Origin of the sequence: Winogradskyella echinorum, from assembly GCF_014297365.1 — a bacterium.
GTDB classification, from domain to species: domain Bacteria; phylum Bacteroidota; class Bacteroidia; order Flavobacteriales; family Flavobacteriaceae; genus Winogradskyella; species Winogradskyella echinorum.
Genome location: NZ_JACOQD010000002.1, coordinates 644,295 through 664,132, shown reverse-complemented (window position 1 = coordinate 664,132; position 19,838 = coordinate 644,295). Strand labels below are relative to the sequence as shown.

Annotated in this window: 13 protein-coding genes and 1 tRNA gene; 5 read left to right on the top strand and 9 right to left on the bottom strand. The window is 33.2% G+C overall.

Annotated elements, in window-relative coordinates; all coding sequences use genetic code 11:
- Positions 1-6: 6 nt before the first annotated feature.
- The gene (locus H8K90_RS10115; RefSeq protein ID WP_186845842.1) at positions 7-3,405 is read right to left on the bottom strand and encodes an amidohydrolase family protein; all 3,399 of its coding nucleotides are present in this window, start codon (positions 3,403-3,405) and stop codon (positions 7-9) included.
- Between the two features lie 262 nt (positions 3,406-3,667).
- Between H8K90_RS10115 and H8K90_RS10110 the strand changes: the two genes are divergently transcribed.
- On the top strand, positions 3,668-9,454 hold the full coding sequence (locus H8K90_RS10110; RefSeq protein ID WP_186845841.1) for a PKD domain-containing protein: 5,787 nt from the start codon (positions 3,668-3,670) through the stop codon (positions 9,452-9,454).
- A gap of 12 nt (positions 9,455-9,466) precedes the next feature.
- Positions 9,467-10,462 (top strand): PorP/SprF family type IX secretion system membrane protein, encoded by a 996-nt coding sequence (locus H8K90_RS10105; protein ID WP_186845840.1) that lies wholly within the window; start codon positions 9,467-9,469, stop codon positions 10,460-10,462.
- A 3-nt stretch (positions 10,463-10,465) separates the two neighbouring features.
- Here H8K90_RS10105 and H8K90_RS10100 read toward each other — a convergent pair whose 3' ends face one another.
- From H8K90_RS10100 to H8K90_RS10090, 3 genes are all read right to left on the bottom strand, one after another.
- Complete coding sequence (locus H8K90_RS10100; protein WP_186845839.1) at positions 10,466-11,908, bottom strand: SLC13 family permease; 1,443 nt, start codon at positions 11,906-11,908, stop codon at positions 10,466-10,468.
- Positions 11,909-12,100: 192 nt separating this feature from the next.
- Positions 12,101-13,222, bottom strand: a complete 1,122-nt coding sequence (locus H8K90_RS10095) for a formylglycine-generating enzyme family protein (protein ID WP_186845838.1) — start codon at positions 13,220-13,222, stop codon at positions 12,101-12,103.
- A gap of 174 nt (positions 13,223-13,396) precedes the next feature.
- A tRNA-Met gene (locus H8K90_RS10090) sits at positions 13,397-13,470 on the bottom strand.
- Positions 13,471-13,600: 130 nt separating this feature from the next.
- Between H8K90_RS10090 and H8K90_RS10085 the strand changes: the two genes are divergently transcribed.
- Both H8K90_RS10085 and H8K90_RS10080 read left to right on the top strand, forming a co-directional pair.
- A complete protein-coding gene (locus H8K90_RS10085) occupies positions 13,601-13,993 on the top strand; it encodes an START-like domain-containing protein (RefSeq protein ID WP_186845837.1) in 393 nt (130 codons plus the stop codon).
- A 70-nt stretch (positions 13,994-14,063) separates the two neighbouring features.
- On the top strand, positions 14,064-14,915 hold the full coding sequence (locus H8K90_RS10080) for an aminotransferase class IV (RefSeq protein ID WP_186845836.1): 852 nt from the start codon (positions 14,064-14,066) through the stop codon (positions 14,913-14,915).
- Here H8K90_RS10080 and H8K90_RS10075 read toward each other — a convergent pair.
- The 5 genes from H8K90_RS10075 to H8K90_RS10055 form a co-directional block, all read right to left on the bottom strand.
- Positions 14,912-15,466: a YqgE/AlgH family protein gene (locus tag H8K90_RS10075; protein ID WP_186845835.1), complete on the bottom strand. Its 555-nt coding sequence runs from the start codon at positions 15,464-15,466 to the stop codon at positions 14,912-14,914. The genes H8K90_RS10080 and H8K90_RS10075 overlap by 4 nt on opposite strands.
- 130 nt (positions 15,467-15,596) lie before the next feature.
- A complete protein-coding gene (locus H8K90_RS10070) occupies positions 15,597-15,869 on the bottom strand; it encodes an HU family DNA-binding protein (RefSeq protein WP_008271173.1) in 273 nt (90 codons plus the stop codon).
- Positions 15,870-16,066: 197 nt separating this feature from the next.
- Positions 16,067-17,026, bottom strand: a complete 960-nt coding sequence (gene fmt, locus H8K90_RS10065; RefSeq protein ID WP_186845834.1) for a methionyl-tRNA formyltransferase — start codon at positions 17,024-17,026, stop codon at positions 16,067-16,069.
- Entirely contained in the window at positions 17,023-18,918 is a 1,896-nt protein-coding gene (locus tag H8K90_RS10060; protein ID WP_186845833.1) for a RecQ family ATP-dependent DNA helicase, read from the bottom strand. Before H8K90_RS10060 ends, fmt begins: the two co-directional genes overlap by 4 nt.
- Positions 18,918-19,460 carry an AAA family ATPase gene (locus tag H8K90_RS10055; RefSeq protein ID WP_186845832.1) on the bottom strand — a complete coding sequence of 181 codons (543 nt, stop codon included), beginning with the start codon at positions 19,458-19,460 and terminating at the stop codon, positions 18,918-18,920. The genes H8K90_RS10060 and H8K90_RS10055 overlap by 1 nt, the downstream gene beginning before the upstream one ends.
- A 78-nt stretch (positions 19,461-19,538) precedes the next feature.
- Between H8K90_RS10055 and H8K90_RS10050 the strand changes: the two genes are divergently transcribed.
- Complete coding sequence (locus H8K90_RS10050; protein WP_186845831.1) at positions 19,539-19,832, top strand: DUF493 family protein; 294 nt, start codon at positions 19,539-19,541, stop codon at positions 19,830-19,832.
- Positions 19,833-19,838: the final 6 nt, after the last annotated feature.

The following is a 19,838-nucleotide window of genomic DNA, read 5'->3' as shown; positions in this document are numbered from 1 at the left end:
TACTTTTTAATTTTTTATACCAGGTAGTCCTAGAGGTTTTTTAGTTTGCCAATGAAACGTTTCGGCTTTCTTTTTAACAGGTGCAACTTCGTCTAGATTATTGGCGTCATAAACAATACCATTTTTTACAACATGCGTTAAAGTGTTTGTGTTTCGTAAGTTATCAAGTGGATTACCGCTCATTATTAAGATATCAGCAATTTTTCCAACTTCGATAGATCCTAAATCTTTGTCTAGGCCTAATGCCTCACATCCTTTAATGGTTGCAATACGTAAGGCATCATGGTTATTCATGCCACCACTTGCAACAGCCCATAATTCCCAATGATATCCTAAACCTTGTAATTGACCATGGCTACCAACACCACCAATACCATCTGCTTCTATTAGATCTTTCATAAACTCAGCATGCTTTTTAAATACATGCTCTTCATCCTTAAACCATCCTGGTCGTCTTCTTGATTTTTGAGCTAATTCTGCATAAGGAGTAAAGTATTGCATTTTAGGATCATCATATGGGTTTTCTCTAGAATAGAAATAATTTTCTGCCCAAGGACCGCCATAACTTACTAAAAGGGTAGGTGTAATAGCCATTTGAGACTGAGCTGAAACTTTTATAACATCATCATAAATTGGGTAAATAGGAAACGAATGCTCATGGCCAGGATAACCATCCATCATATTCACCATATTTTGTTTAAAATCTAAACCGCCTTCTGTAGTTGGCATTAGTTTTAATTCTTTAGCAGCCATAATCACCCATTGTCTTTGTTGACGATTACCTACTAAATAACTCTTAATACTTTTAGTGTTGTAATACTCACTGTATTGTTTTAAAACTTCTTTAGCATGATCAAGACTTTCTATATTATAAGCCCAATAACCAACTCCGGGTCCTGTACTATAAACTCTTGGTCCATGAATCATGCCTGCTTCTACCATATCTGCATAAGTTAATACATCTGTAGTTGCTGTTTGAGGATCTCTAGTAGTGGTTACTCCATAAGCCAAATTTGCAGAATAGATCCATACCTGATTTTTATGAACTCCCCAATTTGGCCACATGTGTGCGTGGGTATCTACAAAACCAGGTGTTATTGTTTTGCCTTTGGCATCTATAACTACTGCATCATTTGGTACATTAAAACTTCCAGAAACACCAACATTAATAATACGGTTATTTTCAATTAAAATATCACCATTTTCTATAACTTCTTTACCATTCATGGTGATAATTCTACCACCTTTTAGTAGTGTTTTACCTTTTGGAATAGCTCTTTGGTACTTTACTTTTACCTTATATTCTTCAGCTTTAAAAGTTGGTTTCTCTTTTTTCTTCTCTTCTTTTTTATCTGTTTTAGTAGAATCCGTTTTCTTTTCTGCTTCTTTAAGTTCCTTTTCCTTCTTTTTCGCTAAAGCTAAACTATCTGAAAATGCTTTTCCCTTTACTAAATCATAAGCAAAGTGACTCGCGCCTAATGACCAATGAACTTTTTTACTATCATTAGACCATTCAGGAAATTCACCTCCCATAACAGTAAGTTTATTAGCAGGAAAGGCGGCATTTTCGGGTTTAGCTAAATTGATAGAAGGTGTAGTTCCGATCATAGGAATAATAACCGAATAGATATCGTTATTAATTTTTGCTAATGCATGCGTTCCATCTGGCGAAATTCTAATTTCACTCGGTCTAGATCCTGTATTATTTTCTCTCCAACCATCTTCATGACTTGGCATTGCTGCAGCATGGTCATGATCTTTCCCGAAAATATCAGAAGAACCATACGTTTTTATTCCTGTTAGTTTTAAATGTTCTTTTTCGTCACTACCATCCCAACGTACAGATATTAAACCTTTACCACCATGATTTAAATAAATACGATTATTTACTTTAGTAAAATGTGGTAGTCCTCTTCCTTTTGCTCTATCTATAATAGTTATATCACCACCATCACTAGAAATCCATGCGAGTTCTTCAACTGTCCTGCCATTAAAAGGATCTATAGCATCATCGTAAGTTTGAGCAGCCCCTTTGGTAAAAGCAATTCTATTGGATTTATAAGACCAAGCAGGATTGGTATAGATTCCTCGTTCTTTGGTCAATTGCGTTACATTACCTCTTCCAGAAACATTAACTTTAAACAAATGACCTCCATCTGGCTTCCATGTTGTAAACACAATTTGTTTTCCATCTGGTGACCAAGCTGGCATCGCTTCTGTAAAATTGTGATTGGTTAAACGCTTAGGTGTGCCATTTGGCAAGTCCATAACATACAGACGGTTTAATGCTGTAAATGCAATCTTACTACCATCTGGTGAGGGTTTTGCACCTCTTATTTGAGTTACAAGTCCTTCGGGTGAATCATCAATAGGATATTTAAACGACACCATTGGTCCCATATCTAAATCTACATCTACCGAAAATGGAATTTCTGTTGCTTTACTATCTGCAATTCCAATTTTGTAGAGTTTTCCACCATAAGAAGCTATTAAGTTTTTGCTATCTGGAGTAAAAGCCATTGCAGGTAAAACACCTAATGGCGCTATTGACTCTTGATCATCTCTTTGTACAGGATATGCTAACCAACGTTCTTCACCAGATGAAAGATTTCTTAGTACTAAACCAGTGTGTTCTTCAAAACGACTACCATAAACCATCCATTTTCCATCTTTTGATAAGGTTGGAGTAAATGCTGAACCGTATCGAGAAGTCACCGTTTCTGTAGCTGCATCTTCGCGATTAAAACTCATAATTTGATATTGTGGTAATTGAGCATTATAATTCCAAGCTCCACGACGAGCAGAGAAATATATATGTTTACCATCTGCACTAAATGCAGGGTCGATATATTTATTAGCTTTTTGTTTACTCAATAAATTAGCACCAGAACCACCGTCTTTATGAACTATAAATGGTTTTATATTTCGTCTGCCACGAGTACCAACTATATAATCACCATCTGGACTCCAGGCTGCTGAAACATGGTATTTGTCTTTGTCCTTAGTTAATTGTTTTTGTTCTTTAGTGGCCAAATCCATGGTCCAAAGATTATCCGATCCGCTTTTATCTGAAATGAATAAAATTGATTTACCATCTGGACTGTAGCGTGCATGCACATCATAGGGCATACCTTCTGTAACTCGGGTTGCTTTACCTCCAGTAATTGGGATGGTGTATAAATCTCCCATCATATCAAACATAATGGTTTTACCATCAGGACTTACATCTACCGAAATCCAAGTGCCTTTATCCGTAGTAAAGTTAACTTTTCTGGTAGGCTCTAGAGGTAACTCTTTTGTCGCTTTCTTTGTAGAGTCTTTTTGTTTTGAAGTTTCTTGAGCTAATGAAATGTTTATAAAAAGTAGTAAGAGGAGGGCAATGTAAAAGTGATTGTACTTTTTCATATGGTTGGTTTATTACACCCAAGCTTTAGCAAAGGTATGTTGATTAATTAAGTGTTTAAAAATAAGGAAATTAATATGATTATTATAAAAATATTGCGTAACTAATTTTCATAAACTTTAAGTAATGTGGCTGTCATAATTAATGTAAAACGGTCATTCATAGATAATTCAATGTTCTTGTCGAAAAATGTTAAAGTTTAATAATGGCTTAACAAGAATTTAACTACATTAAACCCTTCAAAGAATTAGCTGTTAAATATTTATGGGGAAAATAAAATATAGCTTACTTGTACTTGTTGTGTCTTTTTTTGGTTTAATTGGTGCATTTAACATCACAGAAACTGTTTTTTTTAATAAAATAGATGCACTAAATAATAGGTTAGTTTCATCTGCTAATCCGCCAGGAGTTAGCTTTACATTCAACAATGACAATGCATGTTCTGGTACAGTAATAAATTTTACTTCTACTGTAACAGGTACAGGTCCTTTTATTTACAATTGGGATTTTGGAGATGGTACGAGTTCTACTATCGAAAATCCTAATAAAATATATAATGCATTTGGATGTGGTTTTTCTAATTTTACTGTAACATTAACGGTTACAGACGAAAGTGATAATTCTACAGCGAGTTCATCTCAAACGATAAATGTTGAACAGCGTCCACAAATGGTTTTTGAAGATTTAGATGATCAATTTCTTCCATTTGATAACTGTGGCAATAATACGGTTGATCCTACTTATATAATTAATGTAGGAAATGTTTCTCCTTCTGCAGGTTGTATTACTTCATATGACGTTAGTTGGGGAGATGGTAGCTCTGAAACCAATATTTCCTTTCCTATAACGCATACCTATACAGAATTAGGGTCATTTAATATGACATTCACTGGTTATGGAGACAGTGGATGTATTTCTACTGAAACCATACTTGTAAAAAACTCTAGTAATCCTGGTGGTAATGTTACTAATCCTGGTAATACTACTAATTTATGTTTACCTGTTAGTAACTTAGGATTTACAATTGATGAATGGGGAGATAATCCTCAGGACACCACATATTATGTAGATTACGGTGATGGTAATCAAGAAACATTTACTCAGGCTGATTTAATAGCATTATCTACAGATTATGATCCTGCTAATCCAGAAGCGGCTAGCCCTATTTTATTAGATTATACCTATACTGCATCAAATTGTCCAGGAGCAGGTTATATTGTATCTCTAACTATTACAACGTCTTGTGGTCAAACATTTTCTACAGCAGGACCAGTTACATTATTACAATTACCTGATGTTGATTTTACCTTTCAAACACCTGGTTGTGTAGGAACAGCGATATTATTTACCAATGAAACTGAAAATGGTTTTGGCCCTAATTGTACCGAAGATGCTAATCATATGTGGGACTTTGGTGATGGCACAACATCAGATTTAGAAAGCCCAAGTCATACTTATACATCAGCCGGAACTTATACAGTAACACTCATTGAAGAGAATTTTTGTGGTACTACAGATCCAGTTGTTAAGACTATATGTATAGAAGAAGATTTAGTTCCAATTTTTACTACAAATGTTAATGAAGGGTGTTCACCTTTGCAAGTAACTACTGTAAATAGTACTGATGAGACAGATAGTTGTAATCCGCCAACCTATTTATGGGAAGTAAACTATACAGCGGCTTCATGCGGTACTTCTGCAGCTTGGAGTTTTACAAATGGTACAGATGAAAATTCAGCCAATCCATCATTTCAGTTTGATTCTGCAGGAACCTATGAGTTAACTATGACGGCAACAAATGGCTGTGGCGATTTTTCAATATCAGAAACAATTGAAGTAAAACAACCACCAAATGCTATGATAGATGAGATTACAGATGCTTGTGGTATGGCAACTTTTATTCCTGTGGCAACTGTAGATACTTGTGCGCCCGCTTCAGATACTATAACTTATAGCTGGTTGTTTCCTGGTGGTTCTCCTGCTACTTCAGATCAGTTAGATCCTGGAACAGTAACTTATTCTACGGTTGGTGATTATACAATAACCTTTAGTGTTACCAATGCTTGTGGTACAACTACAGTTACCGAAGATTTTTCAATTAACGATTCACCAACAATAACTAATACAGATTTAGAGCAAACAATATGTTCTGGTACAGTATCAGATGCTATTAATTTAACTTCAGACAATGCAAGTACTACATTTAGTTGGTCTTCAAATAATCCTGCAGGTCTTACAGGTTTTGTAGATAGCGGAACATCTAGTACAATTCCATCACAAACAATAATAAATTCGACATCTACAGCAATTACATTAATTTATACGGTAACTCCAGAAATTAGTGGCTGTGTTGGTGCTCCAGTTAATTTTGAAATTACTGTAGAGCCAGCACCATTAATTACAGCTCAACCCATATCAAATTCTGTATGTCTAAATGGTACTGCTGATGATTTATCGGTAACCCTTCAAGGTACTGGTACACCTAATTATCAATGGTACGAAAACACTGTAGATAATACTACAACTGGAACACCAATATCTGGTGCAACTTCAGCAACATATACACCACCAACAGATACAGTTGGAATAACCTATTATTATGTAGTAATTACATTTTCTACAGGCGGCTGTAATGAAATTGTTTCGGATACAGCAGAAATTGAAGTAGCAAATACAACACAAATTGATGCACAACCTATTAATACGCAAACTATTTGTGAAGGAGGTATAGCACAAGAATTATCCATCACTGTTTCGGGTGGCGCAGGTGTGGAGTCGTACCAATGGTATAGCAATACAGTAAATGCAAACACAGGTGGTACTTTAATTGTAGGTGCAACAGCTTCAACATATACACCTCCAATGTTTACAAGTACAGGTACATTTTATTATTATGCTGAAGTAACATATAGCGCAAGTGGTTGTGCAGGTTTAATAAGTGATGTTTCAGAAATTGTTGTAGTAGATGATCCTATAATTACAACTCAGCCATTGGCTTTTCAGAGTATATGTCAAAATACCGTAGCACAAAATATAGAGGTTATGGTCTCTGGTGGATTAGGTAATAATTCATATCAATGGTATGTGAATTCAGTAAATAATTCAACAACAGGAACCGCAATTTCAGGTGCAACTTCAGCAACTTATACACCACCTACAACAACAGTTGGGACATTTTTTTACTATTGTATTGTTACTCAAGATGTATCAGGTTGTGAGGTTACTAGTGAAATTAGTGAGGTTGAGGTTAGTGAAGGAGCACAATTTAGTGCGCAACCCATTTCAGATGAATTGTGTTTAGGAGAAACCACGTCTGCATTAAATGTTTCTTATACCAATGGTGCAGGAACACCTACATATCAATGGTATCAAAATCCGCTAGATAATACAACCACAGGAACCGCAATTGCAGGTGCAACTTCTAGCACTTATAGTCCAATGGTAAATACTGTTGGTACTACATATTATTATGTAGTTATTACGTTTAATTCTGGAGGTTGTTCAGAAATTATATCCAATACAGCAGAGATTATTGTTAAAGAAACACCAATAATTGATGATTCTGAAGTGTTGATTTGTAGTGGAAATACATTTGTTTTTGTGCCAGATACTTCAAACACAGGTGATATTGTACCATTAAACACATTATATACTTGGACAGATCCTGTAGTTAATCCTATTGGAAGCATTACTGGTGCAACTGCTCAAGCGACACCTATTGCTACGGTGTCTCAATATTTAGAGAATATGACAACTAATCCAGCGACAGTAATTTATACAGTAACCCCAATTTCTGGAGATTGTGAAGGTGAAGATTTTGAAATTGTAGTAACCGTAAACCCTTCCATTTCTGTTGCTTCAACGGTTGTAAATAATTCTTGTTTTGAGTCTAATAATGCCTCAATTGAAATAGCCATAGTTGGTGGAATACCTTTTACAACAGGAAATCCTTATAATGTTACTTGGACAGGGCCAAATGGTTATACAAGTAATGCTGAAGATATTTTTAATCTTGAAGCTGGTATCTATACTCTAGATATTGAAGATAATGGAGGTTGTCCTTATTCTGAATCATTTACAATTTCTCAGCCAGACGAATTAGTATTTAGTGCCATAGATTTTGATCCTGAAACTATTTCTTGTTTTGGTGCCAATGATGGAAGTATTGGTATCGATATTGCTGGTGGTACATTGCCTTATACATACACATGGACTTTAAACGGAGCATCATTTTCATCTGACGAAGATTTAACTAATCTAGGTCCAGGAGATTATAATGTGTCTGTAACAGATGCAAATAATTGTGGTCCAATAACGCTAGATTTTAGTATTGAAGAACCTCAATTATTAGATGTGACCTTAGACACTAAAACAGATGTACTTTGTTTTGGTGATGCAACAGGAGCGATAACTGTAGATGTAGTTGGTGGTAGAATAGATTATGCATTTGCTTGGACTGGACCTAATGGTTTCACAAGTACCAATCAAAATATTGATAATCTATTTGCTGGTATTTATAACTTAACAGTAACTGATAATTCTGAATGTATAGATACACTTGAAGTTGAAATTATTCAAAATAATCAAATTGAAATAGATGTTACGGCCACAGAAATAATGTGTTATGGAGACAATGATGCTTCAATTACCATTAATAATATCTCTGGTGGAGTACCACCTTACCAAGTAGCGTGGAGTAATTTAGGTACAGGCTATAGCCAAATAAATTTATCACCCGGAATATATACAATAACTATTACTGATAGTGAAAATTGTGAACGCGATTTTCCTATTGAAATTGAAGCACCTCCAATATTTTTAATAGATCCAGTAGTAACTCAAATGTCATGTTCTGGTGAAAATGATGCTAGTATTACTTTAAATTTTGTTGGAGGAATAGATCCAGTAACCTTAGTTTGGGATGATGATCCTGTAGCTGGAACTGAGCGAAATAATCTTGCTCCTGGCACTTATTCGGTTACGATAACAGATGGTACGCCTTGTGTAATACAGGATAGTTTTACCATTTATAATATTCTACCATTAGAGCTTTCGGCTAATGTAACTGATGCCTTAGATTGCGATGACACCAATAGCGGAGCAATTAATTTATTAATTGAAGGAGGAACACCACCTTTTGATGTTGTATGGTCAAATGGAGCAAATACAGAAGATTTAGATAGCGTACCACCTAATACTTATGTGGCAAATGTTACTGATGCTAATGGCTGCGAAATTCAAGGCAGTTGGGATGTTATTAGGTTTGAACCTTTAACTATAGATATCGAAACACAAACTGAAGTAGATTGTGAATCGCATAATGTTAATCAAACCTTTGTTGCTATGGCAAGTGGAGGTGTGCCACCATTTCAGTATACTTGGTCAACAGGAACGGTAAGTGGTATTAATAATGAACAAATGACTACAGATGAAGATGGTTTAGTGATTGTTGAAGTTTTAGATAGCAATGGTTGTACAACTACATATTCGCTAAATGTTGAAACTCCTGTTTTGGGCGATGCTGATTTTGAAACTACATCATTCGGGTTTTTAAATTATGGAATTTATACAATTCAAGATCCAATTGAATTTATAAATACAGCTACTGGTAATTATGAAAGTGTTTTATGGGATTTTGGAGATGGTAGTTTTTCGGCAGAAGAAAATCCAACACATACTTATTTCAATATTGGTAGTTACATTGTTACACAAACGGTTACTTACCCTTTAGGTTGCGTTTATACTAAAGTTATCACATTAAATATTGAAGAAGGTTATAAACTAATAATGCCAGATGCTTTTACACCAAATGAAGATGGACTAAATGATTATTTTGCTCCAGTACACATTGGACTCAATACTTTAGAAATAAATATTTATGATACTTGGGGAAGTCTTATATATAAGGAGAAAGGAGATAGTATTAGAGGATGGGACGGAAAAGTAAAGGATGAAATTGCTGAAAACGGAAATTACTATTACACATTTACTGCCAAAACGTTTTATGGTGATGAAATTAACAAACAAGGAGCTTTTGTATATATCAAATAATTAAGAATCACTTTGAAAAGAATAATATTTATAGTTTTAATTTTGATAGGTTTTTGTGCAAATGCTCAAGATCCAATTTTTACACAATCTAATTATATACAAGAAACATTAAATCCTAGTTTTTCTGGATTTGAAGATAGCGACAGAATTGCAGCTGGTGTCTTAACCAGAACCCAATGGCCTAATTTAGATCTTAGAGTAGATACACAATATGCTTATCTCAATAAGTCTTACGATTATGGGCCAAGTCTTGGTTTTGGTATTGGAATCAATTTTTTAAGACAACATGAAACTTTCAATAAGTACAATTATTATCAGGCCAATGTAAATTATATGCATCGCATTAATCTTGATGGTGGTTGGTTTTTTAGGCCAGCAATAGAAGTTGGTTTAGGATTTAAGGATATAGGTTTTAGTAACCTTACTTTGGCAGACCAGATTAATATTAATTCTGGTACTATTAGTCCAACATCTGTAGATCCATTAAGCAATAATACAGATAATGTGTTTTTTGGAGATATTTCAGCTGGTTTAGCTTTTGAAAGAGAAGAATTAAACGGCATTACCTATTGGTTTGGTGCTTCTGCAAAGCATCTTAATCGTCCAAATATTTCATTTGTAGATGGAGAAAAATTACCATTAGATATTTTCTATTCATTACATGGTAATTTCCGTTTTCCATTTTTGAGAGATTATGGTATTATGATGACAGCTAATTATATGCAACAAGGTGAATATAACCGTTTAGATATAGGCTCTTTGTTTATAGTGGATCAATTTCTTATTGGTGTTACTGCTGCTACAAATCCTGCGCAGAATGATAATAACAGTCATTTGTTAACCTCTATAAATGGTTTTCTTGGATTAGAATACGACGAATTTAGATTTGGATTATCTTACGATATGAATACAACTAACATAGGACGAACCAATGGGGTTTACGAGTTGTCTGTAACGTATTTATCGAGATGCAGACGTTGTAAAATTGACCGAAGTCGTAAAAGATAATTCTTATTTCAAATCCCAAACCAAAGGCAATACAAAATACACAATTAAGGTGACAAGGACAATTGAAATGACATTCATCCAAATCCCTTTTTTAACCATGTCTTCAATTTTTAAATAACCAGAACCGAATACCACAGCATTAGGTGGTGTTGCAACAGGCAGCATAAAAGCACATGAGGCTGCTAAAGTTGCACTAACCATTAATATATATGGATGGATATTTAAAACTGTAGCTAGAGCAACTAAAACGGGTAAAAGCATTGCTGTTGTAGCCATGTTTGATGTGATTTCTGTTAAAAAATTTACGGATGCAATCAATACTAATAACAACACAAAAACTGAAACCCCAATTAATGAAGTTAATTGATTGCCAATCCAACCAGCTAAACCACTAGTTTCAAATCCTGTAGCTAGAGCCATACCACCACCAAACAACAACAAAATTCCCCAAGGTAATTTTACAGCATCTTCCCAATTAATAATGGCTTCATTCTTTTTGCTGTTAGGTATTAAAAATAAAACTACTGAAGCGATAATTGCAATAATAGTATCGTCAATAGCAGGCAGCCATTTGGCTAAAATAAATGATCGACAAATCCAAGCTATTGCTGCTATAGAAAATATGACTAAAACCATTTTTTCTTCATAAGATATTTTACCTAATGCTTTAAGCTGTTTATCAATTTCATTTCGACCACCTGGAAATTCTTTCTGTTCAAATTTAAATGCAAATCGAGTTAAATAAATCCAGCATATAATTAATAAGATAATGCTTATTGGAAAACCAAACATAAACCATTGTGAAAATGTAATTTCTGTATTGTAGGTACTTTCAACCACACCAGCAAGTACAAGGTTTGGTGGAGTGCCAATTAATGTTGCCATACCGCCTATTGAAGCGCTATATGCTATAGCGAGCATTAATGCTTTTCCAAAGATTAAATTTTCATTCTCTTTGGTATTTGGGTTGTCTTGAAGTTGCAGTACTATAGCGATACCAACAGGTAAAATCATTACAGCTGTTGCAGTATTAGAAATCCACATAGATAACAACGCTGTTGCTACCATAAATCCAAGAATGATTCTACTAACATTAGTACCTACAAGTTTTATAATGTTTAATGCAATGCGTTTATGTAGGTTCCATTTCTCAATTGCAATTGCTATAATAAATCCACCAAGAAATAGAAAAATATATTTATGACCATATGATGCCGTGGTTTCGCTTAAAGAAATTCCACCAGATAATGGAAATAAAACAATAGGCAACAATGCAGTTACAGGTATTGCTATGGCTTCAGTAATCCACCAGACAGCTACCCAAGCAGTCGATGCTAATATAGCATTTGCTGAATCACCTATACCTTCAGGATGAAAGAAAAACTTAATAAGTATAAATAAAAGTGGTCCTAAAAATAGACCTATTCTTTGTTTTGGTGAATTCATTTATTTTTGAATTGAAAAGTAAGTTGTCTATTGCTAATATACAATTATGATTTACATATGTAGGGTTTAAAGTACTATAGTAACTAGAAAACTAATATAAAGGTCTGTGGCTAATATTGCACTTTTCAATTTTAACATTAAATGATTGAGTCTATCTTTTTTATGATGAAATCGATCATTAAAACAATAATTTTACTCCAACATTTTCGGTGTAGCAATAGTTCTAAATCCAGTATGATCTGAGCCAGAATCCAAGCTCATTCCCATGCGAGCAGAAATTCTAAAACTAGCACAGTAAGATGCGTGACATAAAAAAGAGCCTCCTTTTATAATAATTTCTTTTTGATACGGATTATCAGGACTGAATGCTTTTTTAGCACCTTTAGGATTAATCAATATTTCTGAATTATCAATTTCCTGATAATAATTAACATTGAATAAATCTGAAGTTAACTCCCAAACATTCCCTATCATATCATAAACACCAATAGAATTTGGTGGGTACGATTTAGCTGGTGCAATAAGTTCAAAACCATCAACACTTTCATTTTTAATAGGAAATGTACCTTGCCATGTATTAGCATTGTCATCTAAAATACTTGGCTCATTTCCCCAAGTATATATGTTATCTGCAGCAGTACCTTGAGCTGCTGATTCCCATTCTGCTTCAGTAGGTAATCTTCTATTTGCCCATTTACAATAGGCCAATGCGTCTTCTAAAGCAATATGCACAACAGGAAAATTATCTTTACCTTCAATAGAACTTTCTGGACCTTCAGGATGTTTCCAATTAGCACCTATTTTCCATGTCCACCATTGACTATAGTTGGCCATGTTTACAACTGCATCCACATTTTTGTTAAAAATTAGACTACCAGGTTGTAAAATGGAATCATGTGGTTTTTGAGTGCCTGCAGGAAGTTCTTTTTTCATTTCTTCCCAATCTATAGGTCGCTCAGCAACGGTTATATAACTCGTAGCATCGACAAAAGCTTTAAACTGTTTGTTTGTTACTTCTGTAATATCTATAAAAAATCCATCAACACTCACTTGATGCGCTGGTTTTTCTCTCATCATTACAAACTTATCATTAGCTTTTGCTCCTTGTAAAAATGTTTTGCCATTAACCCAAACCATACCTTCGGGAGTAGATATGCCTTCAGGCTTCTCTACGATTAAGTTATATGGTTGAGAATTATTTTTATTTTCAATAGTGTTAATTTTATCTGTTGCTTTGGTTTCTTTTTTACAATTAAAAAATAACAGCATTAAACCTAGAAGAGTTAAAAGCGGTATGTAACATTTGGATCTCATGAACTAAATAATTTTCTAATAGAAATACGGATTGGCAATATTTTTTTAACTAAATTAACAATTAATCTTTATTAAAATAGTTGTGGTGTTTATATGTGATGATTTTGATTGAAGTGATTTTCAAAGAAATACATAAAAAAAGTCCAGTACTTTAATACTGAACTTTTATTGTTGTAGCGAGAACGAGAATTGAACTCGTGACCTCCGGGTTATGAATCCGACGCTCTAACCGACTGAGCTACCTCGCCATAATTGCGGCTGCAAATATAAAAACAAATTCTACGACAACAAACATAACAATCTAAAAAAATAATTTTTAATTTAAAGTTTCTTATTGAGTCATAATTGTATATATTGAGCACATAATATAATGCAGCTATGGACGATAAAGAAAAATATGAAATGGAGTTTGTAATACAGGCTTCTCCCTCACTAATATATACTTATATATCAACACCTTCAGGCTTATCAGAGTGGTTTGCCGACAACGTTAATTCTCGTGGAGAATTATTCACTTTTATTTGGGATGGCTCTGAGGAGCAAGCCAAATTATTAAGTAAAAAAAGTGGAGAACGTGTTAAGTTTAGATGGTTAGCAGATGATGAAGATGGTTCTAGTTGTTTTTTTGAAATCCGTATTCAGGTTGATGAAATTACTAAAGATGTTTCATTAATGATTACAGATTTTGCTGAAGACGATGAAATAGATGAAGGGAAAATGTTATGGACAAATCAAATTTCTAGCCTTAAACAAGTTTTAGGCTCAAGATAAGCGTAACTAACTCAACTATTATATATTTGTCTCGATTTAATTTTATAAACTAAATCGAGACTTTTTTTTTATGATAAATTTTAATGGAACACTGATATCGCCGGAAGATTCTAAACTCTCAACTAATAATAGAGGTTATAAATATGGTGATGCTCTTTTTGAAACTCTTAAAGTTGTTAATGGTAAAATCTTTTTTTGGGAAGATCACTATTTTAGGTTGATGGCTTCTATGCGAATTCTACGTATGGATATTCCTATGAACTTTACAATGGAATTTCTTGAGGCAGAAATCCAAAAAACGTTGAAAGCAAATGATTTAATAAACGCTTCAGCTCGTGTTCGATTAAATGTTGATAGAGGTGAAGGTGGCAAATATTTGCCAACTGATACTGCACAAGTAAATTTTAATATAGTTGCAGAACCTCATAGCAATCCATTTTACACCATCAAAACTAATGTATCTTATAAAGTCGATTTGTATAAGGATTATTATATGGCACCAGGACTATTATCTGGTTTAAAATCTAACAATAAAGCTATACAAGTTATAGGAAGTATTTATGCTAATGAAAATGATTTTGATAATTGTTTAGTATTAAATACCAATAAAAATGTAATTGAAGCTTTAAATGGAAATCTTTTTTTAGTAAAAGTTGATAAAATTAAAACTCCACCATTGGAAGATGGATGTTTAAAAGGTGTAATGCGTAAGCAGATTTTAGAAATATTAGCAAAAGATGTCAATTTATTTATAGAAGAGGCTTCAATTTCTCCTTTTGAGCTTCAAAAAGCAGATGAATTATTTATTACGAACGTCATTCAAGGTATCATTCCCATTACCCAATACCGTAAAAAGAAATATGGAAATGAATTTGCTCAAAAAGTTGTAACCAAATTAAATGCAAAACTGCGATTAACTTAGTTATAACTAGGGTTTTCTGGTGCATTAGACCAAATACTATAGTCACCACCAAGTTCTATCATTTTCTCGCGCCAAAATGAATTGCAGCTTTTAGATATAATTTCATTATTGTAAATATTTTCTGAAACTAACCAAGCATTAGACTGAAGTTCGTTGTCTAATTGTTGTTCGTCCCAACCAGAATAGCCTAAAAAGAATCTAATATCATCCTGAGATATTTTATTATCGTTTATGAGGTTTATTACAACACTAAAATCGCCACCCCAAAAAATCCCGTTAGATATTTCTATACTATTAGGAATTAACTTTGGTGATTTATGAATAAAGTAAAGATTATCTTGCTCTACAGGCCCACCATTATATACTGTAAATTCAGAATCAGTGCCTTCAATAAGGTCTTTGAGGTTATAATCTAAAGGCTTATTTAAGATAAACCCAACAGATCCTAGAGCATTATGATCTGCCAATAATATTACAGCACGATTGAATGATATATCACCAATAATGGATGGTTCTGCAATTAATAAATTACCTTTTTCGGGCTTGGTCATCTTTTATAATTCGCTTTATTTCTACTAAATCTAGAGTTTTTTTCTTAAAAAAACAACTTAATACCTTTAAAATTAAGACAAAAAAAAGCCTGCTCATTGAGCAGGCTCTGTATTTTAAACAAAAAATGTTTTAGTTTACAGCACTACTTAAGTCAGAACCTGCCTTAAATTTTACTACATTTTTAGCTTTAATTTTGATAGTTTTTCCAGTCTGTGGGTTTCTTCCGTCTCTTGCAGCTCTTCTAGAAACTGACCAAGAACCAAAACCTACTAAAGATACTCTGTTCCCTTTTTGTAAAGAACCTTCGATATCAACTAATAAAGAGTCTAATGCTTTTTTTGCTGCTGCTTTAGTAATCCCAGCATTCTCTGCCATTCCGTTGATTAAATCTGTTTTGTTCATAAAATATTAAATTTAAATTGTTAAAAATTCGATTTTAAAATTATAGATCTTTAAAATCCGTACACAAAATTATTAGGAATATTAAGCTACGCAAGTAATAGCAAGGGAAAAAGGGCTTTTTGTTAATAACTTACACCATTTGTTAATAAAGGTATGCGTTTTATCGGATTTTTTGTAATACCAACAATGATAAGGGTTTACAGCAGTTTTGCTGTTTTTAAAAAATTAAACCCATTCAAGAGAGATTTTACATCCATTTTTCGCTTTCCAGGTAATTGCATTTCTATAATCTTAATGTAACCTCCTTTGCAAGCTATTTTTAGTTCTTCTTTTGTTGAAACAAGTTGCCCATCTTCAAGATTATGATTTTCTTCAAATTTTTCAATTCCATAAATCTTTATATTTAAAAGATCTTTTTCACCATTATCTAAATAACACCAAGCTGCGGGAAAAGGGTTGAGTCCTCTAATCTTATTATATATGTTATCAATTGGTTCAGACCAATCAATTTTACAATTATCTCTATTTAGTTTGTAAGCTGTTTTTAAGTCTTTGGTCTGTGGTTGAATTTCTGTAGTCACAGAGTCTGTTTCAATCTGCTTTACAGTTGTAATTACAAGATTACTACCAATTGTCATTAACTCATCATGTAATTCTCCAACAGTAGTTTCATTTCCAATACTAGTTTCTTTACTTAAAATAATTGCTCCAGTATCAATTTTTTCATCGATAAAGAAAGTGGTTACACCCGTTTTTGTTTCACCATTAATAATTGCCCAATGGATTGGTGCTGCACCTCTATATTGTGGTAATAAAGAAGCGTGTAAATTAAATGTACCATATTTTGGCATTTGCCAAACCACTTTAGGTAACATTCTAAAAGCAACAATAATTTGTAAGTTGGCATTTAAAGCCTTTAGTTCTTCAATAAAAGATTCGGCTTTTAAATTTTTGGGTTGTAATATGTTTAGATTTTGTTCTATAGCAAACTCTTTTACGGCAGAGGCTCTTAATTTTTGTCCACGACCTGCATTTCGGTCTGGAGCCGTAATGACTCCAACCACATTATAATTATGGTCTAAAAGGGCTTTTAGAGTTGCAACGGCAAAATCTGGTGTGCCCATAAAAACAATTCGTAGGTCGCGTTTTGTTGTCATATAATTATATAAGTGTTTGCTGGTGTTATTTTAATTTTTTGAATTTCTATAAGTTCCGAAATGCTTTGTAAAAGCTCTTTTTCAGTGCATTTTATAGTTTGTAATAATTGTCGCGAAGATAATGCTTCGGTCTGTAAGGCGTTTAATATTTTGTTTGAAACATTAGTTGATGCATCTAGATGTACCTCTGTATTTTTAGCTAAACATACAGAACATATTCCACAAGTTGAGTTCGTTTTTTCTCCAAAATAAGAAAGTAACTGTCGACTTCTGCATATCGAATCATTTTTAATATAAGCTATTACTGCTTCAATTTGTTGATGCTTTAGGGTGTGTTGTTGCTCAATAGTTTTTGCTATTGGGTTTATAGTAATATCGTCTTCGCGTGGTTTTAAAAAAGTTATTTCAGAATCGGTATTTGCCATTTGTAAACTTATTACGTCATCTTTTTCTAAACGATGTAATTGTTCTATAACTTGCTTTTCAGATAAAACAGATTTTTTAATTACTAAACTAAGATTCACTTTTGTCTCATAATCAAAAATACCTCCATATGTCCTCAATAATACCTTAACTAAGGTGTTGAGGTCTAAATGGGTTTCTAAATATTGAAATAAAACTGCATTGGTTGTTATAAACTGAATTTTAGTTCTAAAATTAAAATGTTGAGTAAGTGTAATAATAGCGTTTCTGTCTAGTAATAATAAAGCATTGTACGTTAAGCCTGCTTTTAATTTGTAATCATTACAAAAGGATTTAAAATCAAATTGATGTAAACTATTCTCTCCTTCACCATATGAGATCTGAAAATAATTACACAATTTATTATAAACGGTTTTTACAAATGCAATTGAAGGCAATGTATTTAAGAACTGACTGCGCAGATGATCTTCATCAATATGTTGTTTTAAAACAATGGCATGTGCAAGTTCTCCATCACGACCAGCTCTACCTGCTTCTTGATAATAACTTTCTAAACTTTCTGGTAAATTGAAATGAATTACGGTTTTTACATTAGCTTTATCAATACCCATTCCAAAAGCAGTTGTAGCAACCATTATTTGTATTTGGTTATTAGTCCATTGGTTTAACCGGTCTTGCTTTTCTTTATTAGTAATACCTCCATGATAAAAGGTAGAAGAGAAGCCTTTTGCTTCTAAATAATTATGGATTTCTATCGTGGCTTTCCTATTTCTAACATATATAATAGAAGATCCTTGATGTGTTTTTAAAAGATGTTGAAGCTGAAATAATTTATCATCTGTATGTATAACACTATACGCAATATTAGATCTAGAAAATGAGGCTTTAAAAATCTTTGGACTCACAAAATCTAGATTTTTAATAATATCATCAATAACATCATGTTTTGCAGTTGCTGTTAAGGCAATACAATTTGTATGTGGATGCATTTGCCTTAAAACACTAATATTCTTATATGCCGGTCTAAAATCATTTCCCCATTGACTAATGCAATGTGCTTCATCTACAGCAATTAAATTCACTTGCATTTGTTGAATGCGTTCTTGTACCAAAGGTTGTAATAAACGTTCTGGAGAGAGGTACAAAAATTTGTAATTACCATAAATGCAGTTATCTAACTGTGTGTCTAAATCCTTGTAAGACATACCAGATGTAAGTGCAATTGCTTTAATACCTTTAGTTTTTAAGGTATTTACTTGGTCTTTCATTAAAGCAATTAAAGGTGATACAACAATACAAATACCATCTTGTATTAATGCAGGAATTTGAAAGCATACCGATTTTCCTCCACCAGTTGGCAACAATGCAAAGGTATCTTCACGGTTTAATACCGAAGAGATGATGTCTTCTTGTAATGGTCTAAAGGAGGTGTGGTTCCAATACCGTTCTAAAACTTCTATAGGATGCATTACTGCAAATTTAAGGAGTCTAGAATAAAATCCGTTCTATTTTTAATACTTCCAAATGGCACATCAATTAATTTGTAACCAAATCGTTGATAGGTTTCTAATAAATGATGATGAATTTCAATGGCTTCTTCAAAATTTTCGTAACGTTCGTTATCGCTTGTAAATATTTCTTGCCAAGGAGCTAAAACAAAAATATGATCGTATTTGTGATTTTCGCACGCCTCTATAAAATGTTTAGGATAGGTGTCACCTATATAATCCATATAAGCCAGTACATCTGGAATACCTCTATCTATAAAGACAACAGTTTCAGATTCGTTTGTTGCATCCATAAACTGTTGCGTTCTTCCTTCTAAAAGCTTTTCACTAAATAGTAAAGGTTCGGTTAAAAACAATTGTTCTATACCATCTTCTCTGGCTTGAAGCGTTATTTGTCTCGAAATTTCATCATAGCAAATAAAACCACGTTCTTTTAAATAATTGATGATTGATGTTTTTCCTGTACCAGGTCCACCAGCAATTACGACTTTTTTTGGATTCAAATTGGCAATATTTTTGCAGTAAAATTAAATATAAAAAATGTAAAGTTAAATGTATCTTTGCATCTGAAAAAAATAAGCATGGATAGTTCTAAAAAAACAGACGAATTTTACGAGAAATTAAAGGCACAACTTTACGATACAGCACTTTGGCCATCAGAGTATTTATATAAATTTATTGTGGTTTCTAGTGGTACCGGAATTAAAGATATAGAGGATCTTTTTAATGATTTGGGTGCAGTTATAACAACTAACGAATCTAAAAATGGTAAATATACTAGTGTGTCTATTAATGTTAGGTTAAAAAACCCTGAAGCTGTAATAGCTAAATATAAGGAAGTGGCCGAAAATGTTGAGGGAGTAATTTCCCTTTAAAAAGCC

Bases quoted from the DNA above. Each gene is read 5' to 3' on its own strand.
- H8K90_RS10100 (WP_186845839.1), bottom strand. From the start codon at position 11,908: ATGAATTCACCAAAACAAAGAATAGGTCTATTTTTAGGACCACTTTTA.
- H8K90_RS10075 (WP_186845835.1), bottom strand. From the start codon at position 15,466: ATGACCAAGCCCGAAAAAGGTAATTTATTAATTGCAGAACCATCCATT.
- H8K90_RS10080 (WP_186845836.1), top strand. From the start codon at position 14,064: ATGATAAATTTTAATGGAACACTGATATCGCCGGAAGATTCTAAACTC.
- H8K90_RS10060 (WP_186845833.1), bottom strand. From the start codon at position 18,918: ATGCATCCTATAGAAGTTTTAGAACGGTATTGGAACCACACCTCCTTT.
- H8K90_RS10115 (WP_186845842.1), bottom strand. From the start codon at position 3,405: ATGAAAAAGTACAATCACTTTTACATTGCCCTCCTCTTACTACTTTTT.
- H8K90_RS10070 (WP_008271173.1), bottom strand. From the start codon at position 15,869: ATGAACAAAACAGATTTAATCAACGGAATGGCAGAGAATGCTGGGATT.
- H8K90_RS10085 (WP_186845837.1), top strand. From the start codon at position 13,601: ATGGACGATAAAGAAAAATATGAAATGGAGTTTGTAATACAGGCTTCT.
- fmt (WP_186845834.1), bottom strand. From the start codon at position 17,026: ATGACAACAAAACGCGACCTACGAATTGTTTTTATGGGCACACCAGAT.
- H8K90_RS10095 (WP_186845838.1), bottom strand. From the start codon at position 13,222: ATGAGATCCAAATGTTACATACCGCTTTTAACTCTTCTAGGTTTAATG.
- H8K90_RS10050 (WP_186845831.1), top strand. From the start codon at position 19,539: ATGGATAGTTCTAAAAAAACAGACGAATTTTACGAGAAATTAAAGGCA.
- H8K90_RS10110 (WP_186845841.1), top strand. From the start codon at position 3,668: ATGGGGAAAATAAAATATAGCTTACTTGTACTTGTTGTGTCTTTTTTT.